The organism is Streptomyces sp. 142MFCol3.1 (assembly GCF_000424945.1).
GTDB lineage: Bacteria > Actinomycetota > Actinomycetes > Streptomycetales > Streptomycetaceae > Streptomyces > Streptomyces siamensis.
The window spans coordinates 1-21,085 of sequence record NZ_AUKV01000029.1 but is presented as its reverse complement, the minus strand read 5'-3'; the positions used below and the strand labels follow the sequence as shown (position 1 = coordinate 21,085).

The following is a 21,085-nucleotide window of genomic DNA, read 5'->3' as shown; positions in this document are numbered from 1 at the left end:
CGATCAGCGACCCGAAACCTTGCGAAAGAAGCAGTGATAGACATGGCCAAGCGCATCGACGTGAGCGGGCTGACCGCCTACTACGGCGCCCACCGGGCGATCGAAGACATCTCCATGACGGTCGAGCCCCGCTCCGTGACGGCCTTCATCGGCCCCTCCGGCTGCGGCAAGTCGACCTTCCTGCGCACCCTGAACCGCATGCACGAGGTCACCCCCGGTGGCCGCGTCGAGGGCAAGGTGCTCCTGGACGACGAGGACCTGTACGGCACGGGAGTCGACCCGGTCGCCGTGCGCCGCACCATCGGCATGGTCTTCCAGCGCCCCAACCCCTTCCCCACGATGTCGATCTTCGACAACGTCGCGGCGGGCCTGCGCCTGAACGGCTCCTACAAGAAGTCCGAGCTGAACGACATCGTCGAGAAGTCGCTCAAGGGCGCCAACCTCTGGAACGAGGTCAAGGACCGCCTGAACAAGCCCGGCTCGGGCCTGTCCGGTGGTCAGCAGCAGCGTCTGTGCATCGCGCGGGCGATCGCCGTGGAGCCCCAGGTCCTCCTCATGGACGAGCCCTGCTCGGCCCTCGACCCCATCTCCACCCTCGCCATCGAGGACCTGATCGGGGAGCTCAAGGAACGCTTCACGATCGTCATCGTGACGCACAACATGCAGCAGGCCGCCCGCGTCTCCGACCGCACCGCGTTCTTCAACCTGTCCGCGGTCGGCCAGCCCGGCCGCCTCATAGAGATCGACGACACGGAGCGCATCTTCTCCAACCCGTCGGTCCAGGCCACGGAGGACTACATCTCGGGCCGCTTCGGCTGACCGGCCCGTCCTCCCCGAGAACCCTCGCGGTGCTGCATGGCGGTGCCACCGCGAGGAAGAAGAAGGGCCCGCCCCCTGGCTCCCGGGGGGCGGGCCCGATTCTTTACCCGCTCCGTCCAGGCCCATGTGCGGTTCAGCGGTCCTGAGCGCCGGCTCCCTGCGTACAGGGCGACACCCTCCAGCCCGTCCTGCGCTTGAGGACGAGGCCGTCCAGGCCCATGTGCGGTTCAGCGGTCCTGAGCGCCGGCTCCCCAGCCCGTCCGGCGCTTGAGGACGAGGCCGTCCAGGCCGATCCGGGGGGTCCGGGGGCGGAGCCCCGGGAACAAGGGACGGGCAGGGGCGGAGGGGGCGAAAACCCACCCCCCGCCCCGGGCGCCGAACCCTAGAGGAACGCCAGGTTCACGACCCAGAAGCTGGCGGCAGCCACCACCCCGGCGGCCGGCATCGTGATGAACCACCCGAGCACGATGTTCTTGGCGACCCCCCACCGCACGGCGTTCACCCGCTTCGTCGCCCCGACACCCATGATCGCGGAGGTGATGACATGCGTGGTCGAGATCGGCGCCTTGAACAGGAACGCGGTGACGAACATGATCGACGCCCCCGTCGTCTCCGCGGCGAACCCCTGCGGCGGATCGAGCTCGATGATCTTCCGCCCCAGCGTCCGCATGATGCGCCACCCGCCCGCGTAGGTGCCGAGCGACAGCATCACCGCACAGGCGATCTTCACCCACACCGGGATCGGGTCGTCGGCGCCTTGCACGTCACCGATGACGAGGGCCATCACCACGATGCCCATCGTCTTCTGCGCGTCCTGGAGACCGTGACCGAGCGCCATGCCGGCCGCCGACACGGTCTGGGCTATCCGGAACCCGCGCTTGGCCTTGTGCGGGTTGGCCCTGCGGAAGATCCACATGATCGCGCACATGACCAGGTAGCCGACGATCAGACCGACGATCGGCGACAGGAACATCGGGATGACGATCTTGTCGAGGACGCCGGACCAGAGAACGGTCGTACCCCCCGCGAGCGCCGCCCCCACGAGCCCGCCGAACAACGCGTGCGAGGAGGACGACGGAAGCCCGAAGTACCAGGTGATGAGGTTCCAGACGATCGCCCCGATGAGCGCGGCGAAGAGGATGCCCATCCCCTTGCCGCCCTCGGGCGTCTCGATCAGCCCCTTGCTGACGGTGTGTGCGACACCACTGCCGAGGAAGGCGCCGGCGAGGTTCATCACGGCGGCCATGGCGAGCGCGGCCCGCGGGGTCAGTGCCCGCGTGGACACCGACGTCGCGATGGCGTTCGCCGAGTCGTGGAAGCCGTTCGTGTACGTGAATCCGAGCGCGACACCGATGGTCACGATCAGTGCGAAGGTGTCCACGAAGCCTCAGGACTCCTTGACCGCGATGGTCTCCACGGTGTTCGCCACGTGTTCGAACGCGTCGGCCGCTTCCTCCAGCACGTCCACGATCTGCTTGAGCTTCAGCACCTCGATGGCGTCGTACTTGCCGTTGAAGAGGTGGGCGAGCAGTTTGCGGTGGATCTGGTCGGCCTGGTTCTCCAGACGGTTGACCTCGATCCAGTACTCGGTGAGGTTGTCCATGGTGCGCAGGTTCGGCATGGCCTCCGCGGTCAGCTCCGCGGCCCGGGCCAGCACCTCGATCTGCTGTTCGACGCCCTTGGGCAGTTCCTCGACGTTGTAGAGGACGACCAGGTCGACGGCCTCCTCCATGAAGTCCATGATGTCGTCGAGGGACGAGGCCAGGTTGTAGATGTCCTCACGGTCGAACGGCGTGATGAAGGAGGAGTTCAGCTGGTGGAAGATCGCGTGCGTCGCGTCGTCACCGGCGTGTTCCGCTGCCCGCATACGCTCTGCGATCTCGGCCCGGGCGGAGGTGTCCGCCCCAAGCAGTTCCATCAGGAGTTTCGAGCCGGTGACGATGTTGTCCGCGGACGCGGAGAACATGTCGTAGAAGCTCGTCTCCCTGGGGGTCAGACGAAAGCGCACTTGGGGTCCTCGGGGTGCTTCGGTTCGGTCAGGCTGATGCTAGGCGCATCATCCGGCCACGGCTAATGGGCCGTCCCCCAGTGTCGCCCATCGGGCACAGTGATCAGCACAGGGTCCGGTTCCGGCTTCGGGCAAGGGCTCCATACCCAGCAAAGTTCGATACCATATACCCACCAGGGGTATCAGTTGGCGGGAGGACGCGATGACGACCACAGAGGCCGGCGCGACGGCACCCTCCGGCGAGACCGAGGCCGTCGAGGGACCTGCCGCAGGGACCCCGGAGGTCGTGACGGATCACGACCGCGGGATCCACGGCTACCACAAGCAGAAGGACGAGCACCTCAAGCGTCTGCGCCGTATCGAGGGCCAGATCAGGGGCCTGCAGCGCATGGTCGACGAGGACGTCTACTGCATCGACATACTCACCCAGGTGTCGGCCTCCACGAAGGCGCTGCAGTCCTTCGCGCTCCAGCTCCTGGAGGAGCACCTGCGCCACTGCGTCGCGGACGCGGCCCTCAAGGGCGGCGACGAGATCGACGCGAAGGTCGAGGAGGCGACCAAGGCGATCGGTCGGCTGCTTCGCACCTGACCCGGCCCGGGCCGGCCACCGAAGGCAGACCGTTCCGGCCGTACGCGCATTCCGTTTCCGCGCGGCGGGAGGTGAGCTACGCCTCCCGCGCGCCCCGTTCGCGGGCGCGTTCTTCGGCCACTTTCAGCACCTCGTCGATGCTCTCAAGACTGAGCCGGTCCTCGTGGGCGGCCGAGGCCGCGATGATCAGCTCCCCGCACAGCTCGATCTCGGCGAGGGCCACGTGGTCCTGAACTGCCGTACCGCCGACCGGAGCCACGTGCGTCACCTCTTCCTGCCGTCACCGACTTCCTAGAGTAGGGAGCGGCGTACACACCGCGCATGGCACGGAAGGGCCATTTCCGGCCCCTCCCTGGAAGCTACTGTTCCGCGATCTTCCCGGCGAAAATGTCCCGCGGGCTCGGCAGCCGTACGTCGGCGGGCACCCCGAAGTCGTACAGCAGCGTCGTCGAGGCGACGGCCACCGTGCCCTTCTGGTGGCCGTTGACGAAGCTGAAGCGGTGCCGGACCTTGCGCAGCCGGCCCTGCTCGTCGAGGTAGGCGTCGAACGGCACCTCCGCGGTGGCGAACCCTTTCGCCGCCGCCTTCAACGCGGACCGCTGCCCCTTCGGGGCACCACTGGCGGCGACGTGCAGATCGGCGGTCCCGCGGTAGTGCCGCACCCGCGTCCCGGCCACCTCCGTCTCCCCCACCAAGGTCGCCGTCCGCGCCCCGCTCAGCAGTTCCGCCGCCGCGTACGGGTCGGTGGCGCCGCCCGTCACCAGGTTCCCGTCGGAGAGACCGGCCGTGTCCACGCGTACCCATTTGTCCTCGGGCACCCCCGCGCCGCGGTTCTTCATGAACAGGGCTCCGGGCGCGAGCAGCTCGGTGATCGGCCGGTGTTCGGCCGTGCCGGCGGGGTCCTGCGGGAGCAGCACCTCTAGCTCGCCCTGCTGCTTCCTGAAGTCGTACACGCCCTGCCCGCGGATGGTGACCCGGGTCCCGCCGGTGGCCATCTCCATGGACGTACGGGCCTTGGCGCTGCCCGCGCGTTCCAGGGTGGCGGCGGCCCGGTGCAGCGCCTCGACGGTGCCGGAGCCGGTCCGGGCATCGTCGGCGGCGGCACCTCCGCCCGCGCATCCCGTGGCACACACGGCCAGTCCCGCCGTCACGGCCGCGACGACCAGCAGGCCGGTCCGCCCTTCCGTCTGAGCCACCATCGCCTCGCCGACCCCCAGCCGGTCGTCCTGGGCCCTCCCTGTCGTTCCGGTTAACGACGGGTAGGGGCCGCCGTCACGCGGCTCCCGTCCATTCACTTGCCTTGGGTAACGTTGTCGGCGTGGCGCAGCAGGACGACGACGGCCCTTTCCCCGAACACCGCACGACGACGGTCGAACAGGGCCGCTTCTGTGTGGCCCGGTGCACCTGCGGCTGGAGAGGTCCCGCGCGCCGCGCGCGCAGTCTGGCCCGGACGGACGCGGAGAACCATTCCGAGGGCGTGCTCGGCCGGGGCGCGCTGTAGCCGTTCTGCGACGTCCACGCGTGGAACCCCGGGGCTCGGTGACCCGTCTCGTTCCACGGAACCCACAGGAGGCGCACATGCAACGGCGTACGTTCATCGGCGGAGCCACCGCCGTACTCGCGGCGGCGGCGACGTCCGCGTGCGACGGCGGCGACAGCGGCGGCACCAAGGCGGCGGGCGCCTCCGAGAGCGCCGGTACCGGCACGTCGGTCCGCACGGCCACCACCGGCACCCGCGCGGCCGCGAACTGGACCGCCCTGTCCAGGGAGCTGGACGGTGCGCTGATCCGCCCCGGCGACCGCAGCTGGCCGGCCGCCCATCAGCTGTACAACACGCGCTTCGACGGGCTGAAGCCCGCGGCCGTCGCGTACGTCGCGCACGCGGACGACATCCGCACGACCATGGACTACGCCCGCGCGCACGGCATCAAGGTGTCGATCCGCAACGGCGGCCACTCCTACGCCGGCTGGTCCTCCGGCAACGGCCGCCTGGTCGTCGACGTCTCCAAGCTGAACAAGATCCGGGCGTCGGGGAACGAGGCGGTGGTCGGCGCCGGTTCCAAGCTGATCGACGTCTATCGCGCGCTGGCCGCCAAGGGCGTCACCATCCCCGCGGGTTCCTGCCCCACGGTGGGCGTCTCCGGGCTGACCCTGGGCGGCGGCCACGGGGTGGTGTCCCGGGCGTACGGGCTGACCTGCGACAGTCTCACGCAGGCCACGCTGATCACCGCCGACGGCGAGCAGCTCACCGCGAACGCCACGGACCACAAGGACCTGTTCTGGGCCCTGCGCGGCGCCGGCAACGGCAACTTCGGTGTCGTCACCGAACTGCGCTTCAGGACCCACCCGGCCCCGCAGGGCGTCTCGGCCTACATGACCTGGCCGTGGGCCAAGGCCGCCGCCGTGCTGAAGGCGTGGCAGGAGTGGGGACCGGACCAGCCCGACGAGATCTGGTCGTCGTGCCACCTCGCGAACGCGGCGGGCGGCACCCCCACGGTGTCCGTGGCCGCGTTCTCGCTCGGCACCTACGGCGAACTCCAGAACGCCGTGGACCGGCTGGCCGACCGCATCGGTGCCCCGGCACGCACCGTCTCCCTCAAGAGGCGTTCGTACGAGGAGTCGATGGAGGTGTACGCGGGCTGCTCCTCCTTCCCGACGGACGCCCAGTGCCACCTGCCGGGTTCGACGCCGGGCCGCAGCCCGCAGGGCGCTCTCGGCCGCGAGACCTACGCGGCGCGTTCGGACTTCTTCGACCGTTCGATCCCGGCCGCGGGCATCCAGGCGTTGCTGAACCAGATATCCGGCGTCCGCGGCGGCGCGGGCAGTATCGCGCTGACGGCGCTGGGCGGCGTCGTGAACCGGGTGTCGCCCACGGCCACCGCCTTCGTGCACCGCCGTTCACGGATGCTCGCGCAGTACATCGTCTCCTGGCGGGCGGGCACCTCCGGCACCACGGCGCAGTCCTGGCTGGGCACCGCGCACTCCGCCATGGGCCGGTACGCCTCCGGCGCCGCCTACCAGAACTACACGGACGCCACCCTCACCGACTGGCGCAAGGCGTACTACGGCGATGCGGCGACCCGGCTCACGGCCCTGAAGAGGCAGTACGACCCACACCACTTCTTCTCCTTCCCGCAGGCGCTCTGACCTGCGGAACGGAAGGAGTGCGGGGCGGCCAGGAGATGCGGGGCGGCCAGGGGATGAGGGGCGGGAGCGGGGCTCCGGCGCGGGCCTGTGCCCCCGCCGGGGACGCGGCTACGCGGCGAGGTCCCGTTCCTCGGACCGCTCCGTCCGCGATCCCGGGATCAGCGCGTCGCGCCCGGGGGGCGTCGTGCCCCGGGCACGGATGAGCCGGCCGGCCCGCGGGGAGCGTTCCACCGCCTTCATCACCGGGGTGAGCAGCGCCATGGCCACGGGGGACAGCAGCAGGGCGACGGCGGTGCCGAGGGCGAAGCCGCCGACGACGTCCGTCGGGTAGTGCACGCCCATGTAGACCCGGCAGAACCCTTCGAGCAGGGCCAGCCCGATTCCCAGGAGCCCGAACCTGCGGTTCGCGACGAACAGGGCGACGCCCATCGCCATGGTGAGCGTGGCGTGGTCGCTGACGAAGGAGTAGTCGGTCTTGCCGGAGACGAGGACGTCCAGGCCCTGGTGGTCGACGAAGGGTCTGGGCCGCTCGACGAAACCTCGTATCGGCACGTTCACCAGGACGGCGATGCCCGCCGCGAGCGGTGCCCACACGAGGGCCGCCACGGAGGACGCGGCGGAGTCACCGCCGCGGCGCCGCACGGTCCACCAGCACCACAGCACGAGCAGGACCATGCCGAGCAGCAGTCCGTACTCGCCGACGAACTCCATGATCCGGTCGAACCAGTGGGGCGCGTCCTTGGCCAGGCCATTGATGTCGTAGAGCAGGTCGACGTCGGGGTTCGAACCGGATTCGGCGAGTCCAGCCATGGTGCTGCGGCCCCTTCGTCGTCTTTCCCGCGGGCACGCCCTTTCGCGCGCCCGCTCGATCCACCCCCGTGGTCGTAGAAACCGCCGGAACCCGTTCCCGGCCCGGCGCTACATCAAAAGGAACGCACAGTCCCCTCTACTACGTTCCACCCTCCACGGAATGATCACGCAGACGTTATCGAAGAGAGACACATCGCCGCAGCTCAGGGGGTGGGTTCATACAGTAGTCGGCAATGCTTTCGCGCCATCTTCGGTCACTCGGGTCGCCCCGAAGTAATCGGGGGTGTCGACGGGGTCGAAGCGGATCACGGCCCCCGGACGGGGCGCGTCGATCATGTATCCGCCGCCCACGTAGATACCGACGTGGCGGATGGCCCGGGAGTCGGTGGAGTCGTCCGAGAAGAAGACCAGATCGCCCGGGAGCAGCTCCGAGCGCCTGGGGTGCGGACCAGCGTTGTACTGGTCGTTGGCGACCCGCGGGAGGGTGACGCCCACGCTCTCGTACGCGGCCTTGGTGAGCCCCGAGCAGTCGAAGCGTCCGCCCTGGTCGGAGGTGCCGTTGCCGCCCCACAGATAGGGCGTGCCGAGCTTCTTCTGCGCGTAGGTGATGGCCGCAGCGGCCTGCCTGGAGGGGTCGACGCGGGTCACCGGCGCGGCGAAGCTCTTCGCCAGCGTGGTGATCGTCTTCACATAGTTCCGGGTCTCCTTGTACGGCGGTACTCCGCCGTACTTGATGACCGCGTAGGCACCCGCGTTGTAGGCGGCGAGCATGTTCTCCGTGACGTTCCCCGGCGCGTCCTTCACGTACGAGGCGAGCTGGCAGTCGTACGAGGCGGCCGATGGAATCGCGTCATTCGGGTCCCATACGTCGCGGTCGCCGTCACCGTCGCCGTCGACTCCGTGCGTGGCCCAGGTCCCCGGAATGAATTGCGCTATCCCTTCCGCTTTCGCCGGACTCCTGGCATTCGGATTGAATCCGCTCTCCTGGTACAACTGGGCGGCCAGCAGTGCCGGGTTGATGGCGCCGCACAGGTTTCCCCACTTCTGCACGAGGGTCTTGTACGCGGCGGGCACGGAACCCTTGGCGAGGCCGACGGAGCCCCCGCCGATACCGTTGGCCAGGTTGCCCGCGACCATGTAGACGCCGACGACGAGCAGCATCACGAAGCTGAGCGCGGCCCCGACGGCAGCGGTCGCTACGATCCATGCCTTACGCACCGTCAACCGCCCCTCGTCGCCCAGGAGTCCGCCGACGTCAGTGTAGAGGCGGCCACCGTGCGGCGGGACGATCACACACGAGGAGAAACCGCACGTGGCGACCCCGCCTCCGCACCCGAACGCACCCCAGGGCAACCCCGCTGCCCCGCAAGGCGGTTACGCGCCAAACGGTGCGCCGGCGCATGGCCAGAACGCGTACGCGCACGGTCCGTACGCCCAGGGCCCGCACCCGCAGAACCCCTACGCGCAGGGCCCGTATGCCCAGAACGCGGCCTACGCCGTGCCGGGCACCACACAGGCCCCGCACCCCCCGCAGGGACAGAATCCGTTCGCCCCCGTGGGCGGCTACGACCCCGCGGGCGCCCCGCCCCTCACCCCCGGCTGCCGCATATGTGCCGCACAGCCGGCCGGCGACATGACCGTCCGCCAGCACACGGGGCTGCTCGTCGCGATGCGGTTCTCCAAGATGGAGGGCCCGTTCTGCCGCTCCTGCGCCACCGCGATCCACCGGGAGATGACGACCAAGACCCTGGCGGGCGGCTGGTGGAGCCCGGTGTCCCTGGCGCTGTTCACCCCGCTCACCCTGCTGTGGAACCTCTACGTCCGGACGCGGATCCGCAAGCTGCCGCACCCGACGACGCCCTCACCGACCGGTGTGGTCATGGACCAGGGCAAGCCGGTCCTCCAGCGCCCGCTGGCCTACGTCGTACTGCTGCTGCCGGCGCTCTGGCTCGCCGCGTACATCTTCAACGAGATGTCGGGCTAGGACGGTTCGCCGGACCGGACCGGCCGCCGCGCGATGGAGCGCAGCGGCCTCGCTCCGCAGGACGACGCTGAACGACACGTCGTCCGTGTCCCCGCCCCGCTGGTGACCGCGGACGACACCGACGACCTCGCCGTCACCCTTCATCCAGGGGCTGCCGCTGGTCCCGCCCCCGGAACCGGGGCAGGCGACGCGCCGCTGGGTGCGGCTGCGGGCGGTCGGCCTGGGGGTGCAGGTGAGGGGCGCGTCGAGGGCCCCGGGGCAGCCGGTGAGGGCGGTGGGTCCGCACGCCGTGCGCCGGGAGTCCGTCCGTGGGCGAGGCGCGGGGCCGTGCAGCCCCGCTCCGCGTCGATTCCACCGGACTGCGCGGCCCCGTCACCGCGACGGCGCCGAGGCCGCCCTCACGCCGGCGCGGTCCCTCCGTAGGCGGCGGCCGTGCGGTCCGCGGCCGCACGGGCGGCGGCCTCGTCCTCGCCCGCTGCGACGTTCGCCTCGTACCAGCTCTCGCTGCTCTCCCTCACGAAGCGGCGGCCCTCCTCGGACGCGAGCCAGGCCGTGCCCTCCTTCGGGTCCAGGGCGTCGCCGGGAGCGCCGAGGTGGCGGGCCAGGCCCATGATGCCGAGGTCCCAGCCGACACCGACGGCACCAGGGCCGTACTCCGCCCAGCGTTCGTCGTCGACGTGGGCGATGTGCTGGAGCACGAAACGGGTGCCGCCCTCCGGCTCCTCGGCCAGCAGGACCTCGATCCAGCTGACCTCACCGCCGAACTCCCAGGTCGCGGCGAAGCTCAGGGGCGGTTCGCACCGCTCGACCACGCCGCCCGCGTTCCCCTCCAGCTGGTACCTGCCGCCGAGCCGGAGTTCGCCCGTGACGGGCAGGAACCACCGTGGGATGCGCTCGCCGTTGGTGCAGGCGTCCCAGACGTCCTCGACGGTGGCGCCGTACGTCTGGCCCACCGTCACCACCCTTGCGACGCGGCCCTGGTACTCACGCGCGCCGACCTGTCGCCGTACGGCGTCGATCTGTTGGGTGACGTCGAACATGGGGCGCTCCTCGCAACCGATCCGTCACCGCCGCCGGGACTTTTCCCGGGACGGCCTCCCGCCTCCTGCGCCCCTACCCTTCCTGGGGCCGGGAGCGAGCACTCAGACGCCCATTCGGCCCATGGCCCGCTCTCTCGGGCCTCGACCCGGCCCGTTCCTCAGCGGGGCGCGGCGGGGGTTAGCCTGTGTTTCGTCCGGGGCCGTCGGCCTGCGTCCACCTCCCGTAGACACGGCGACCCGGGGAACATCGGCACGACGACCTGTCAGAAACGGGCGGCGCGCGCGGCGTACGTACGGGAAGGACGGAGCGTGCGCTTCGCGGAAGGGGTTAACGACGGAACCACACGACAGGTTCCGCATCGACTTCATTGCCCGGCGTGACCTGCCGTGATACACAGAGTGACCATACGTCCCTTCGTATACCGTCCCGCACCCCCGAGAGGGGTTCACGCGGGGCGGCGGCAAGGTATTCGTACGAAACCCGCCAATCAATGACGCCAAGTCGACATACGGCGGCACCATTGTCGGCGAGAATGGGCCCGACCTCTGCGCAGTGGCAGGGGGTGCAGAACTACCCACTAGGGGCGGTGACTTACATGCTTTTCGCAGCCGACAAGGGCGACATCACCACAATCATCGGCGGGATCGCTCCGGACTGGGGCCCCTTCGGCAGCCTCGGCAACGAGGCGAAGGTGATGATCGAGGTCGTGATGGCGGTCGCCATCCTGCTCTGCCTCGGCATCGCGATCTGGGGCGCGGCCAAGCAGCGCATCGGCGCCACCGCTCTCCGCGACACCTTCAGCGCCGAACAGGGCAAGGGCCTCATCATCGCGGGCCTCACCGGAGTCTTCATCATCGGATCCCTCGGCACGCTCTTCACCATCGTGTACGGCATGGCCGTGTAAGGGGTGCGGGACACCCCTGAGCCATGCCCGGCCGGGCGCGCCCGGACCCTCTTCCCCTCCGACCCACCCGTCCGTCGTGCCCACCGGCTGAGGTTGCGTTTCCCTGATGTCGAGTCACCACACCGCGCCCGCGCGGGAACCAGCACGGCTACCGTCGTACTACTTGGTTCAGCGAGAGGTTGAGGGGGCGTACGCGACATGAGTCCCGGTGACGAACCCGGCTACGGCGACACCTCGCACGGCGAGGACCGGGGGTACGGCGGCTCCGGCCAGACCCGTACCCGGCTCCCCGAACGCACGGGGGACGTCTACGGCGGGGCGCGGCGCGGCCGCGGGTCCTCCTCCCGGAGCCTGGTCACGGTCGTCGGCGTCGTCGTGCTGCTCATCGCCGCGATCGCCTTCGCGAACCGCGGCGGGGACGAGTCCTCCTCCGGGAACGGCGACGGCGACAAGGCCAGAACGTCGCCCACGGCGGCCTCCGGCGACCGCCCGGTGGACACGCGGACCTCAGGCATCCCCTCGGGCTACGCGCACAACGCCCGGGGGGCGCAGAGCGCTGCGGCGAACTATGCGGTGGCGCTGGGCTCGACCGACATGTTCAGCAAGGCCAGGCGGGACCAGATCCTCTCGACCATCATCACCCCGTCCCGGGTGACCGAGTTCCAGGCGACGCTGGACAAGGCGTACACCCCGCAGTTCAACAAGAACGTCGGGCTGAACGAGGACGGCTCGGCGCCCAAGGGCTACACGTTCGTCTCCCGGACGAGCCCCATCGGCGCCAAAATCACCGAGTCCTCGAGCGACACCGCAACCGTCGAGGTCTGGTGCGGTGGCCTGCTCGGCCTCGCGGGCCAGAACTCCACTAACCCTGTCACCAGCAGCTGGTTCACCATCACCATGCAGCTGGAGTGGAGCGGTGACGACTGGAAGATCGTCTCGCATTCCCAGAAGGACGGCCCCGCGCCCGTTCCGGGTGACGACCGCGCCGCCGGCGCCGACGAAATCGCGAAGGCCGTGGAGGAGTACGGAGGGTTCACGTATGCCCGCTAATCACCGCGTACTCAAGCTCACCGCGGCCGTCGGTGCCGTACAGGCCACGGCACTGCTGCTCGCCACACGGGCCGCCGCAGCACCGACTCCATCGCCGTCGAAGAGCAGCGACCCCTGCGGCCTCATCCACGGGCCGGCCAAGAACTACTGCGAAGGCGACAGCGGCAGCAACAAGACGGGCGGGTCCCTCGACCCGACCGGCACGCTCGACCCCCTCTCCTCCCTGGCCAAGGGCTGCGCCGACGCCGCCGCGTGGACCATCGACAAGCTCTCCGCCGCGGTCAACGACACTGCGAACGTCGACTTCACGAACCCCAAGTTCCTCCAGCAGTACGCCGTCGTCTTCGCGGCGTCGACGATCCTCACCCTGCTGCTGTGGCTGCTGGCCGTGGCGAAGAGGGCGGTGCGAGGTGTCCCCCTCACCACCGCGCTGTCGGAGGCGATCGGGTTCCTGTGGCTGACGGTGCTGGCGAGCGCCTTCACCCCGCTGATCCTCTACACGGTCGTGTCGGCCACCGACGGGGTCACGGACGTCCTCGCCAAGACCACCGGCAACCAGACGGACACGTTCTTCGGGACGTTCTCCGGCGCCCTGGACAAGGGCGAGAACATCGGCGGCGGGCCCATCATGCTCATCGTCGTGTCGCTGGTGTCGATCCTCGCCGCCGGCGTGCTGTGGCTGGAGCTCGTCATCCGGGCCGCCCTCCTCTACGTGGGCGCCCTGCTCGGCACCGTCGTCTACGCGGGCCTCGTCGACAAGAACCTGTGGGGCCACGTCCGCCGCTGGGCGGGCATCATGATCGCGGTGATCCTGGTCAAGCCGGTGATCGTGATCGTGCTGGGTCTCGCGGGCGCGCTGTCCACCGACAGCGGCCCGGACGCGTTCTCCGCCGTGGTCTCCGGCCTCGCCATAATCCTGCTCGCCATCTTCGCCAGCGCGATGATCTACCGCTTCGTCCCCGGCTTCGGCGACGAGATCGCGAACTCCCGCAGCAACCGCATCATGCAGGGCGCCGAGGGCAAGGCCGCGGCCGTCATCAGCTCGCCCGCGACCCTGGTCGCGCAGGGCATCAAGACCCACAGCACCCGCGCCGACAACAACGGCGGAGGCGGCGGAAGCCAGCAGCCCCGCCCCTCCAATCCCGCGTCCGGCGGCGTGGCCGCGCACAGCACGCGCACCCCGAACGGAGGCGGCGGATCTGTCCCCTCCGCCGCACCCCCACCGCGCAGCAGCCCGGTCAACACCCCGCACGCGAGCAACAGCCGCAACAGCAGTACCAACCGCACGGGAGGTGAAGGGCGTTGACGACCGAGTCCCACGTGTCCCATCCGGTCACGCCCCGCCGTACATATCTGATCGGCCGTGCCCGGCCGAACGCGATCGTCGGCAGGAACCGCGAGTCCGGCGAGATCGCGCTGATCATCGCGGGCGCGTTCCTCGGCATGATGTGCGGCCTGCTCGTCCCCGTACTGTCCTTGCGGATCGTGCTGCTGATGGGCTTCCCGCTGCTGGCGCTCGCGGCCGTGTACGTCCCGTACAAGCGCCGCACGTTCTACAAGTGGTTTGAGGTCAACCGCAGTTACAAGCGCACCCTGCGCCAGGGCACCACGTACCGCAGCAATGTGATGGAGGCGGGCACGGCGCTCGACGGGCGTGAGGTCGAGATCGGGCCGCCGCCCGGCATCGGGCGGATCTCCTGGCTCGCCGCGCCCTTCGGACCCGACGAGATCGCCGTGCTGCTGCACGCCGACCGCCGCACGGTGACCGCGGCCATCGAGATCGAGGGGCCGGGCGTGGGCCTGCGCGACAGCGAGGACCAGGAGGCCCTCGTCGACCGTTTCGGCACGCTCCTCAAGCACGTGGCGAACGGCGACGGCTTCGTCACCCGCCTCCAGATGCTCGCCCGCACCCTCCCGGCCGACCCGGACGCGCACGCCAAGGACGTCGCCGTACGCGGTGACGAGCGCGCCCCGGGCTGGCTCCAGCAGTCGTACGACCAGCTCCAGTCCATGGTGTCCACCAGCAGCGAGCAGCACCGGGCCTACCTCGTCGCCTGCATGCACTACTCGCGTGAACTGGCCGCCGAGGCACAGGCGATGGCACGGGCCGCCCGCCCGCAGAGCGGACGGAAGCTGGACCGGGACGCGGGTCTCGCGGTCGTCATGGCACGCGAGCTGACCGACATCTGCTCGCGTCTGCAGGAGGCCGACATCCGGGTGCGGCAGCCGCTCGGTCAGGGGCGGCTCGCCTCCCTGGTGCACTCGATGTACGACCCCGACCACCCCATCGACCACATCCAGGCGATGACGAAGCGCAACGCCTGGCCGGCCGAGCTGGACGCCATGGAGCCCACCTACCTCCAGGCGAAGACCCGCGAGTCCTCGACCCGCGCGCCCTGGTGCCACTCCACGGCCTGGGTGAAGGAATGGCCCATGACGCCGGTCGGCGTCAACTTCCTCGCCCCGCTCCTCGTGCACACCCCGGACGTCATCCGCACGGTCGCCGTCACCATGGACCTCGAACCCACCGAGGTCGCCATCGAGCGGATGCTGACCGAGAAGACGAACGACGAGGCCGAGGCCAGCCGCGCCGCCAAGATGAACCGGACCGTGGACCCGCGTGACATCGCCTCGCACAACCGCCTCGACCAGCGCGGCGAGGACCTCGCGAGCGGCGCCGCGGGCGTGAACCTGGTCGGATACATCACCGTCTCCTCCCGCTCCCCCGAGGCCCTCGCCCGCGACAAGCGCACCATCCGCGCCTCCGCCGGCAAGTCGTACCTGAAGCTGGAGTGGTGCGACCGCGAGCACCACCGCGCCTTCGTCAACACGCTGCCGTTCGCCACCGGAATCCGCAGGTAGGGGCTGATGTTCTGATGCGGGATCCGCTCTCCGTCCTCACCGACGCCTTCACGTCCTTCCTCTTCGGCAAAGTCGAGACGACCCGTCTGCCCGTCCGCACGTCCACGGGCCAGGCCCAGGCGGTCTACCTGCCGACCGCGGCACCCGGCCTCGGCGACTCCGGCGTCATCATCGGCCGCGAGGTGTACTCCGGGAAGGGCTACATCTACGACCCCTTCCAGCTGTACGGGCAGCAGCTGCCGGCGCCGCACTGGCTCGTCCTCGGCGAGTCCGGCAACGGCAAGTCCGCGCTGGAGAAGACGTACGTCCTGCGGCAGTTGAGGTTCCGCGACCGGCAGGTCGTGGTCCTGGACGCACAGGGCGAGGACGGGGTCGGCGAGTGGAACCTCATCGCCGAGGAGCTGGGAATAACTCCCATCCGCCTCGACCCCACGGCGGCCCTGGACCACGGCATCCGCCTCAACCCGCTCGACCCGGCGATCACCACGACCGGCCAGCTCGCGCTGCTCCGGACGATCATCGAGGTCGCGATGGGCCACGGCCTCGACGAGCGGTCCGGCTTCGCCCTCAAGGTCGCGCACGCCTATGTGAACGAGACCATCGTCGAGCGCCAGCCGGTGCTGACCGACATCGTCGAGCAGCTACGCCATCCCGAGCCGGAGTCGGCCGAGGCGATGAACGTCGCCATAGACGACGTACGGGCCTGGGGCCTGGACGTCGCCCTGGTCCTGGACCGTCTGGTCGACGGTGACCTGAGGGGCATGTTCGACGGCCCCACGACGGTCGGCATCGACCTCGACGCGCCCCTCATCGTCTTCGACCTGTCGCACATCGACCGTAACTCGATCGCCATGCCGATCCTGATGGCGATCGTCGGCGTGTGGCTGGAGCACACCTGGATCCGGCCGGACCGCAAGAAGCGCATCTTCCTGGTGGAGGAGGCGTGGCACATCATCAACAGCCCCTTCGTGGCCCAGCTGTTCCAGCGGCTGCTGAAGTTCGGCCGGCGACTGGGCCTGTCCTTCGTGGCGGTGGTGCACCACCTGTCGGACGTGGTCGACGGCGCTGCGGCGAAGGAGGCCGCGGCGATCTTGAAGATGGCGTCCACGAGGACGATCTACGCCCAGAAGGCGGACGAGGCACGCTCGACGGGCAGAGTCCTCGGCCTGCCCAGGTGGGCTGTCGAGATCATCCCCACGCTGACCCCGGGCATCGCCGTCTGGGACGTCAACGGCAACGTCCAGGTGGTCAAGCACCTCATCACCGAGACCGAGCGCCCTCTCGTCTTCACGGACCGGGCCATGACCGAATCCTCCGCCGACTTCCTCTCCGACGACGCGCTGCGCGCCGCCGAACTGGAGGCGGAGGAACGGGCGGCGGCCTTCGTGGAGCAGCATCTGGCCGATCTGGACGGCTCCTCCGAGTCCACGGTGGCGTGAGATGAGACAGGACCGGCACGGCCACCGGCGCGAGGGCGAGGGCGGCATTCCCGACGGGCTGCTGATCGGGGTGCTGGCCTTCCTCCTCGGCATGACGCTGATGGTGTGGACGGCGACGGGACTCGCGAGCCGGCTGGCACGGGGCGCCTGGCCGGACGGGGTCACCTTCACCCGGACGCCGCTGGCCATGCGGCATCTGATCGGCCGGCCGCACGACATCGCCGGCGCCTGGCCGGAGACTCCCGCCGGGCAGCTGTCCGGGCACGGACTCTTCTGGGGCCTGTTCATCGGGCAGTTGATGGTCCTGCTCGTCCTGACCGTGTTCGTGATGGGCACGGTCGCGAGATGGCGTGCGGGCCGGGCCCGGCGCCGCGCCGAGGCGGCCTCGGGCGCCACGGAGGCGTCCTACGGCGCCGACAGGACGGCGCCTCGGGGAAGCACGGGCGAGGCCGTGGCGGGCCCGCACCGCGGCGGGACGGAGGCGGCCGACACGGCGACCGTTCCGTCCGCCAGAGCGGAGCGGGCGGTCTCGTCACCCGCTCCCTACGCGGCGGGCGGCGAGCACCCGGGCGGCCGCGAGGCGGCGCGCGCCGCGGCCCCCCGGCCCATAGCGGATCCGCCGTCGACGGCGTCGACGGCCGCCGCCTCCGCAGCGGTCGTCGACCGTGCGGGCCGTGACGGCACGGGCCGTGCACAGCCGGGCGACTGGGAGAAGCCGCCCGCCACGGGCCCGCTCGTCCTGGCTCCCGCCGACTCCCGTCACCTCACCGCGACACAGGCCGTACGGGACGCCGAGGGCCCCGTCCTGGTCGTCACGTCGAACCCCCGGACCTGGTCGGACACCAAGGACGCGCGAGCCAAGCTCGGCCCCGTCCTCCTCTACGACCCCACGCACCTGTGCGACACCCCGGCCCGCCTCCACTGGTCCCCCTCCACGGGCTGCGAGGACAAGGCGACCGCGGTGGCCAGAGCCGCCGCCCTGCTCGCCCCGGTGCGCCCCACCGCCAAGCTGGACCAGCCGATGGCCGATGTCGCCGAAACGCTCCTGCGGAGCTATCTGCACGCCGCCGCCGTGGAGGGCAAGGCCTTCCGCCACGTCCACCGCTGGGCCCAGGGCACCCAGGTGCAGGATGCCGTACGGGTCCTCCGCACCAACCCGAAGGCCGCGCCCGGCTCCGCCGGCGAACTGGAGGCCGCCCTCACCTCGCACCCCGAACGACGCGACATCGCCCAGGCGTTGACTTCCCGCGCGCTGGCCTCGCTGTTCACGGTCAACATCCGCGAATCCTGCACTGCGAACCGAAATGACAGCCTCGCCCTGGATTCCTTCGTCGACGAAGGGGGCACGCTTTATGTGGTCGGTGAACCCATCGAGGACCCCAAGGCGACGCCCGGCGCGATGCCGCTCCTGACGGCCCTCGCCTCAAGCGTGGTCGAGCGCGGCCGGCGCATGGCCGAACGGTCATCCTCCGGTCGCCTCGACCCACCAATCACCCTCGTCCTGGACGACGTCGCGGCCGTGGCACCGCTCCCCCAGCTCCCGGAGCTGCTGACGGGAGGGGCCGACCGCGGCCTGCCGACCCTGGCCCTGCTCCGGTCCCGTGAGCAACTCCGCGCCCGCTGGCCGCGATACGACGGAGGCCTCTGATCCCGTCGTGGTGCGATGCCGGGAGCAGGCCCGCGGCCCGTGCCTGAGGGGCTGGCCCCGGCCCCGCACCACGACGGCCGGAAGGGCCTCAGCAGCCCAGCGAGGCCCCGTTGTCGTCGAGGTAGGCGCTGGCGAACCAGCCCTTCTGCCCGGTGCCGGCGACCTCTCCGTACGTCCACAGCTTGTTGCCGTTGACCGCCGTGCCGATCTCGAAGCAGTAGTAGTTGATCTTCGTGCCCTTGGACACCTGGCCCAGCGCGGTGCACGAGGTGAACGGTCCGCTGCGGCGGGCGAGAGCGGACGCGGTCACCGTGCCCTGTCCCGGCTGCCGGTCCACACCGACCTGCCCGCAGGAAGCCGCGGACGCCGTCGGCGCGCTCACGACGAGCGCCGTACCCGCCATCACGGCGCTCGCGGCGAACACACATGCCTTGCGCGACCCACGCCCGAGTGCGCCGAAGAGTTCTGCCATGAGGTCGGTCCCTCCCACTTGTGTTGCCCGATCACTGATGTCGATCAGCAACGCTATGAAGATCCGGCCCGACCAGCCGCGGAATCCGGGCGATTGACGCAATGACGCCGGACCACGTCGCCCGCGCGAACCGCTACGGCCGCGCGATGACGTACTCCAGCTCCAGCTCCCCCGGGGCGCCCGGCACCGGCGCGGTCCCCCCGGTCGGCACGAACCCCGCCTTGCGGTAGAACGCCTCGGCGCGGGCGTTCTTCTCGTGCACGAAGAGCCGTACGCGGTCGAGCCCGATCCCCCAGGACCACTCCAGGGCGGCTTCGAAGAGCGCTCCGGTCACCCCGGCCTCGCTCCCCCGGTGTTCCGGCCTCACGAACACCCCCACCAGATGCCCCTGGCTCTGCTCGACGGCCGTCCCGAACGGGTCCTGCGTCCCAGCCTCCTCGACCAGCACCGTCACGGAGCCGGCCCACACCCCGTCCTCGCTCTCGGCGACGATCTGCTGCCGCGCGGTCGTCCCCTCCGCGGCTCCGGCGGCCCGCTCCTGCCAGAAGGCGTCGGACTTCGCCGCCGCGTCCTCGTACGTCTCCAGGAACGCGAGGTGCGCCACCGGGTCCTGCAAGGCGGCGAGTCGGAGCTCCTTCACCAGGGCCCACTCGTCGGAACGTATGGAACGGATCACGTGACTCATGGGAGCCACGGTAGCCCCCGCGTACGGCCTGCCCCCACCGGATATCCACCCTGCCGCATCCCGCCGTACGGCCCCCCGTCATGCTCTTCCCTGTACGACGCAGCACTTCGGTGGACAGACACCGCACAACCAACTGCCAGCGCGCCAGGGAGAAAGCCGCATGCCCAAGGTCCAACTCGACGAACTCCGCCATGTGATCCACCCTCCGGGCAAGCTGGAGAGCCGGGCGGAGCACTGGGCCGGCCGCCTCTACATGAGGTCCCTCTCCCTCCGCGTGACCCGCCACCTGCTCGGCACCCGCATCTCTCCGAACAAGATCACCGTGATCATGGTGGGGGCGGGCGTCCTGTCGGGAGTGGCCCTGGCCCTGCCGGGCCTCGGCGGCGCCGTGCTGTCCGTCGTCTTCATGCAGATGTACCTGCTGCTGGACTGCGTCGACGGCGAAGTGGCCCGCTGGCGCCGCCAGTTCAGCCCGCTCGGTGTCTACCTGGACCGCCTCGGCGCGTATCTCGCCGACGCCGCCGTGATGGTCGGCATGGGTGTCCGCGCCTCGGAGACGGGCCTCGACCCCTACCTGGTGGCGGGCCTCGCGGCGGCCATCGGCGTGCTGCTCCTCAAGTCCTCCTCCGACCTCGTCCACGTGGCCCGCTCCGACAGCGGCATGGAGAAGGCCACCGACCAGTCCGTCGTGCCACGCTCCACCGGTCTCGCCAGGATTCGCCGGCTGGCCTCGGCCGTCGGTCTCCACCGGCTGGTCAACGGCATCGAGTGCACGCTGCTGCTGCTCGTGACAGCGGTCGTCGACCTGGCGCTCGGCGATCTGACGGCGACGAGGATCGCGACCGTCGCGGTCACGGCGATCGTGTGGCTGCTGGTCCCCGCCCACATCGTCTCGATCGTCGCGTCGTCCCGCCTGAAGTAGCGCGTAACGCCGGAGAACGGAAGGCGGGGGCGGCCTCATGACGAGGCCGCCCCCGCTTCTTGTCGCTCTCCGCTCTCCGTTCTCCGTCTCCCGGTACTCCTCCGCCGACCCGGGGCGTCCGAGGCCGGACAGGTTCGAGCCGTGGTCGGTCGGTCCCTCGTTCAGGGCCTGGTCCCGGGGCCCGCGGCTCTCCCCGCCGATGCACTCGCCACCGGCGGCCCTGCCCTTGGCGGTAGCCCGGTGCTCCGGCCACCGTCACCGGGGCGTCCGTAGCCGGTACGAACCGCCGGAGCCGATCCCGACCAGGCAGAGGCTGCTCGTGCGCCGGCCGAGCCTGACGCGTTCATGACTGTCCAGTGAACGCGAAAAAGCCCCAACTCCCGGGCTGTACCCAAGAATTGAGGCTTCTTCTCAAAATTTGTTCGGCGGCGTCCTACTCTCCCACAGGGTCCCCCCTGCAGTACCATCGGCGCTGTAAGGCTTAGCTTCCGGGTTCGGAATGTAACCGGGCGTTTCCCTCACGCTATGACCACCGAAACACTATGAAACTGTCAACCGCACCATAGCCGTGGCCCGACTACGGGGTTGTTCGTGGTTTCAGAACCAACACAGTGGACGCGAGCAACTGAGGACAAGCCCTCGGCCTATTAGTACCAGTCACCTCCACGCCTTACGGCGCTTCCAGATCTGGCCTATCAACCCAGT

Annotated in this window: 21 protein-coding genes and 2 rRNA genes; 12 read left to right on the top strand and 11 right to left on the bottom strand. The window is 70.1% G+C overall.

Features of this window, described 5'->3' with window-relative positions; genetic code table 11:
• Positions 1 to 42 precede the first annotated feature (42 nt).
• Complete coding sequence (pstB, locus tag H305_RS0133525) at positions 43 to 819, top strand: phosphate ABC transporter ATP-binding protein PstB (protein ID WP_028804315.1); 777 nt, start codon at positions 43 to 45, stop codon at positions 817 to 819.
• 382 nt (positions 820 to 1,201) lie between these two features.
• On the opposite strand, the gene H305_RS0133520 is transcribed toward pstB, so the two are convergent.
• Together H305_RS0133520 and H305_RS0133515 are read right to left on the bottom strand one after the other, a co-directional pair.
• On the bottom strand, positions 1,202 to 2,200 hold the full coding sequence (locus H305_RS0133520) for an inorganic phosphate transporter (RefSeq protein ID WP_028804314.1): 999 nt from the start codon (positions 2,198 to 2,200) through the stop codon (positions 1,202 to 1,204).
• Between the two features lie 6 nt (positions 2,201 to 2,206).
• Positions 2,207 to 2,827 (bottom strand): DUF47 domain-containing protein, encoded by a 621-nt coding sequence (locus H305_RS0133515; RefSeq protein ID WP_028804313.1) that lies wholly within the window; start codon positions 2,825 to 2,827, stop codon positions 2,207 to 2,209.
• 202 nt (positions 2,828 to 3,029) lie between these two features.
• Here H305_RS0133515 and H305_RS0133510 point away from each other — a divergent pair, with 202 nt between their 5' ends.
• Positions 3,030 to 3,416: a metal-sensitive transcriptional regulator gene (locus H305_RS0133510; RefSeq protein WP_028804312.1), complete on the top strand. Its 387-nt coding sequence runs from the start codon at positions 3,030 to 3,032 to the stop codon at positions 3,414 to 3,416.
• Between the two features lie 76 nt (positions 3,417 to 3,492).
• Here H305_RS0133510 and H305_RS0133505 read toward each other — a convergent pair whose 3' ends face one another.
• Both H305_RS0133505 and H305_RS0133500 read right to left on the bottom strand, forming a co-directional pair.
• Entirely contained in the window at positions 3,493 to 3,684 is a 192-nt protein-coding gene (locus tag H305_RS0133505) for a hypothetical protein (RefSeq protein WP_028804311.1), read from the bottom strand.
• 91 nt (positions 3,685 to 3,775) lie between these two features.
• A complete protein-coding gene (locus H305_RS0133500) occupies positions 3,776 to 4,615 on the bottom strand; it encodes a hypothetical protein (protein ID WP_028804310.1) in 840 nt (279 codons plus the stop codon).
• 119 nt (positions 4,616 to 4,734) lie between these two features.
• On the opposite strand from H305_RS0133500, the gene H305_RS0133495 reads away from it, so the two are divergent.
• Positions 4,735 to 4,917 (top strand): hypothetical protein, encoded by a 183-nt coding sequence (locus tag H305_RS0133495; protein ID WP_028804309.1) that lies wholly within the window; start codon positions 4,735 to 4,737, stop codon positions 4,915 to 4,917.
• A gap of 77 nt (positions 4,918 to 4,994) precedes the next feature.
• A complete protein-coding gene (locus tag H305_RS0133490) occupies positions 4,995 to 6,563 on the top strand; it encodes an FAD-binding oxidoreductase (RefSeq protein ID WP_028804308.1) in 1,569 nt (522 codons plus the stop codon).
• A gap of 108 nt (positions 6,564 to 6,671) precedes the next feature.
• Here H305_RS0133490 and H305_RS0133485 read toward each other — a convergent pair whose 3' ends face one another.
• Both H305_RS0133485 and H305_RS0133480 read right to left on the bottom strand, forming a co-directional pair.
• Positions 6,672 to 7,373 (bottom strand): phosphatase PAP2 family protein, encoded by a 702-nt coding sequence (locus H305_RS0133485; RefSeq protein WP_028804307.1) that lies wholly within the window; start codon positions 7,371 to 7,373, stop codon positions 6,672 to 6,674.
• A gap of 216 nt (positions 7,374 to 7,589) precedes the next feature.
• The gene (locus H305_RS0133480) at positions 7,590 to 8,597 is read right to left on the bottom strand and encodes an NlpC/P60 family protein (protein ID WP_028804306.1); all 1,008 of its coding nucleotides are present in this window, start codon (positions 8,595 to 8,597) and stop codon (positions 7,590 to 7,592) included.
• Positions 8,598 to 8,685: 88 nt separating this feature from the next.
• Here H305_RS0133480 and H305_RS55215 point away from each other — a divergent pair, with 88 nt between their 5' ends.
• Positions 8,686 to 9,357, top strand: a complete 672-nt coding sequence (locus tag H305_RS55215; protein ID WP_051371228.1) for a hypothetical protein — start codon at positions 8,686 to 8,688, stop codon at positions 9,355 to 9,357.
• A gap of 398 nt (positions 9,358 to 9,755) precedes the next feature.
• Here H305_RS55215 and H305_RS0133470 read toward each other — a convergent pair whose 3' ends face one another.
• Positions 9,756 to 10,397 (bottom strand): SRPBCC family protein, encoded by a 642-nt coding sequence (locus tag H305_RS0133470; protein ID WP_028804305.1) that lies wholly within the window; start codon positions 10,395 to 10,397, stop codon positions 9,756 to 9,758.
• Positions 10,398 to 10,993: 596 nt separating this feature from the next.
• On the opposite strand from H305_RS0133470, the gene H305_RS0133465 reads away from it, so the two are divergent.
• From H305_RS0133465 to H305_RS0133440, 6 genes are all read left to right on the top strand, one after another.
• On the top strand, positions 10,994 to 11,302 hold the full coding sequence (locus H305_RS0133465; protein WP_028804304.1) for a hypothetical protein: 309 nt from the start codon (positions 10,994 to 10,996) through the stop codon (positions 11,300 to 11,302).
• A gap of 198 nt (positions 11,303 to 11,500) precedes the next feature.
• Positions 11,501 to 12,352: a hypothetical protein gene (locus H305_RS0133460; protein ID WP_028804303.1), complete on the top strand. Its 852-nt coding sequence runs from the start codon at positions 11,501 to 11,503 to the stop codon at positions 12,350 to 12,352.
• Positions 12,342 to 13,658 (top strand): membrane protein, encoded by a 1,317-nt coding sequence (locus H305_RS0133455; protein ID WP_028804302.1) that lies wholly within the window; start codon positions 12,342 to 12,344, stop codon positions 13,656 to 13,658. The genes H305_RS0133460 and H305_RS0133455 overlap by 11 nt, the downstream gene beginning before the upstream one ends.
• Complete coding sequence (locus tag H305_RS0133450; RefSeq protein ID WP_028804301.1) at positions 13,655 to 15,214, top strand: SCO6880 family protein; 1,560 nt, start codon at positions 13,655 to 13,657, stop codon at positions 15,212 to 15,214. The genes H305_RS0133455 and H305_RS0133450 overlap by 4 nt, the downstream gene beginning before the upstream one ends.
• 14 nt (positions 15,215 to 15,228) lie before the next feature.
• Positions 15,229 to 16,653, top strand: a complete 1,425-nt coding sequence (locus H305_RS0133445; RefSeq protein ID WP_028804300.1) for an ATP-binding protein — start codon at positions 15,229 to 15,231, stop codon at positions 16,651 to 16,653.
• Position 16,654: 1 nt separating this feature from the next.
• On the top strand, positions 16,655 to 18,301 hold the full coding sequence (locus H305_RS0133440) for a type IV secretory system conjugative DNA transfer family protein (protein WP_028804299.1): 1,647 nt from the start codon (positions 16,655 to 16,657) through the stop codon (positions 18,299 to 18,301).
• Positions 18,302 to 18,389: 88 nt separating this feature from the next.
• On the opposite strand, the gene H305_RS0133435 is transcribed toward H305_RS0133440, so the two are convergent.
• Both H305_RS0133435 and H305_RS0133430 read right to left on the bottom strand, forming a co-directional pair.
• Entirely contained in the window at positions 18,390 to 18,773 is a 384-nt protein-coding gene (locus H305_RS0133435) for an SH3 domain-containing protein (RefSeq protein ID WP_028804298.1), read from the bottom strand.
• 133 nt (positions 18,774 to 18,906) lie between these two features.
• A complete protein-coding gene (locus H305_RS0133430; RefSeq protein WP_028804297.1) occupies positions 18,907 to 19,458 on the bottom strand; it encodes a GNAT family N-acetyltransferase in 552 nt (183 codons plus the stop codon).
• Positions 19,459 to 19,618: 160 nt separating this feature from the next.
• Between H305_RS0133430 and H305_RS0133425 the strand changes: the two genes are divergently transcribed.
• Entirely contained in the window at positions 19,619 to 20,380 is a 762-nt protein-coding gene (locus H305_RS0133425) for a CDP-alcohol phosphatidyltransferase family protein (RefSeq protein WP_028804296.1), read from the top strand.
• Between the two features lie 420 nt (positions 20,381 to 20,800).
• On the opposite strand, the gene rrf is transcribed toward H305_RS0133425, so the two are convergent.
• Positions 20,801 to 20,917, bottom strand: a 5S ribosomal RNA gene (gene rrf / locus H305_RS0133420).
• 90 nt (positions 20,918 to 21,007) lie between these two features.
• Positions 21,008 to 21,085 (bottom strand): 23S ribosomal RNA (locus H305_RS0133415); the annotation flags it as partial.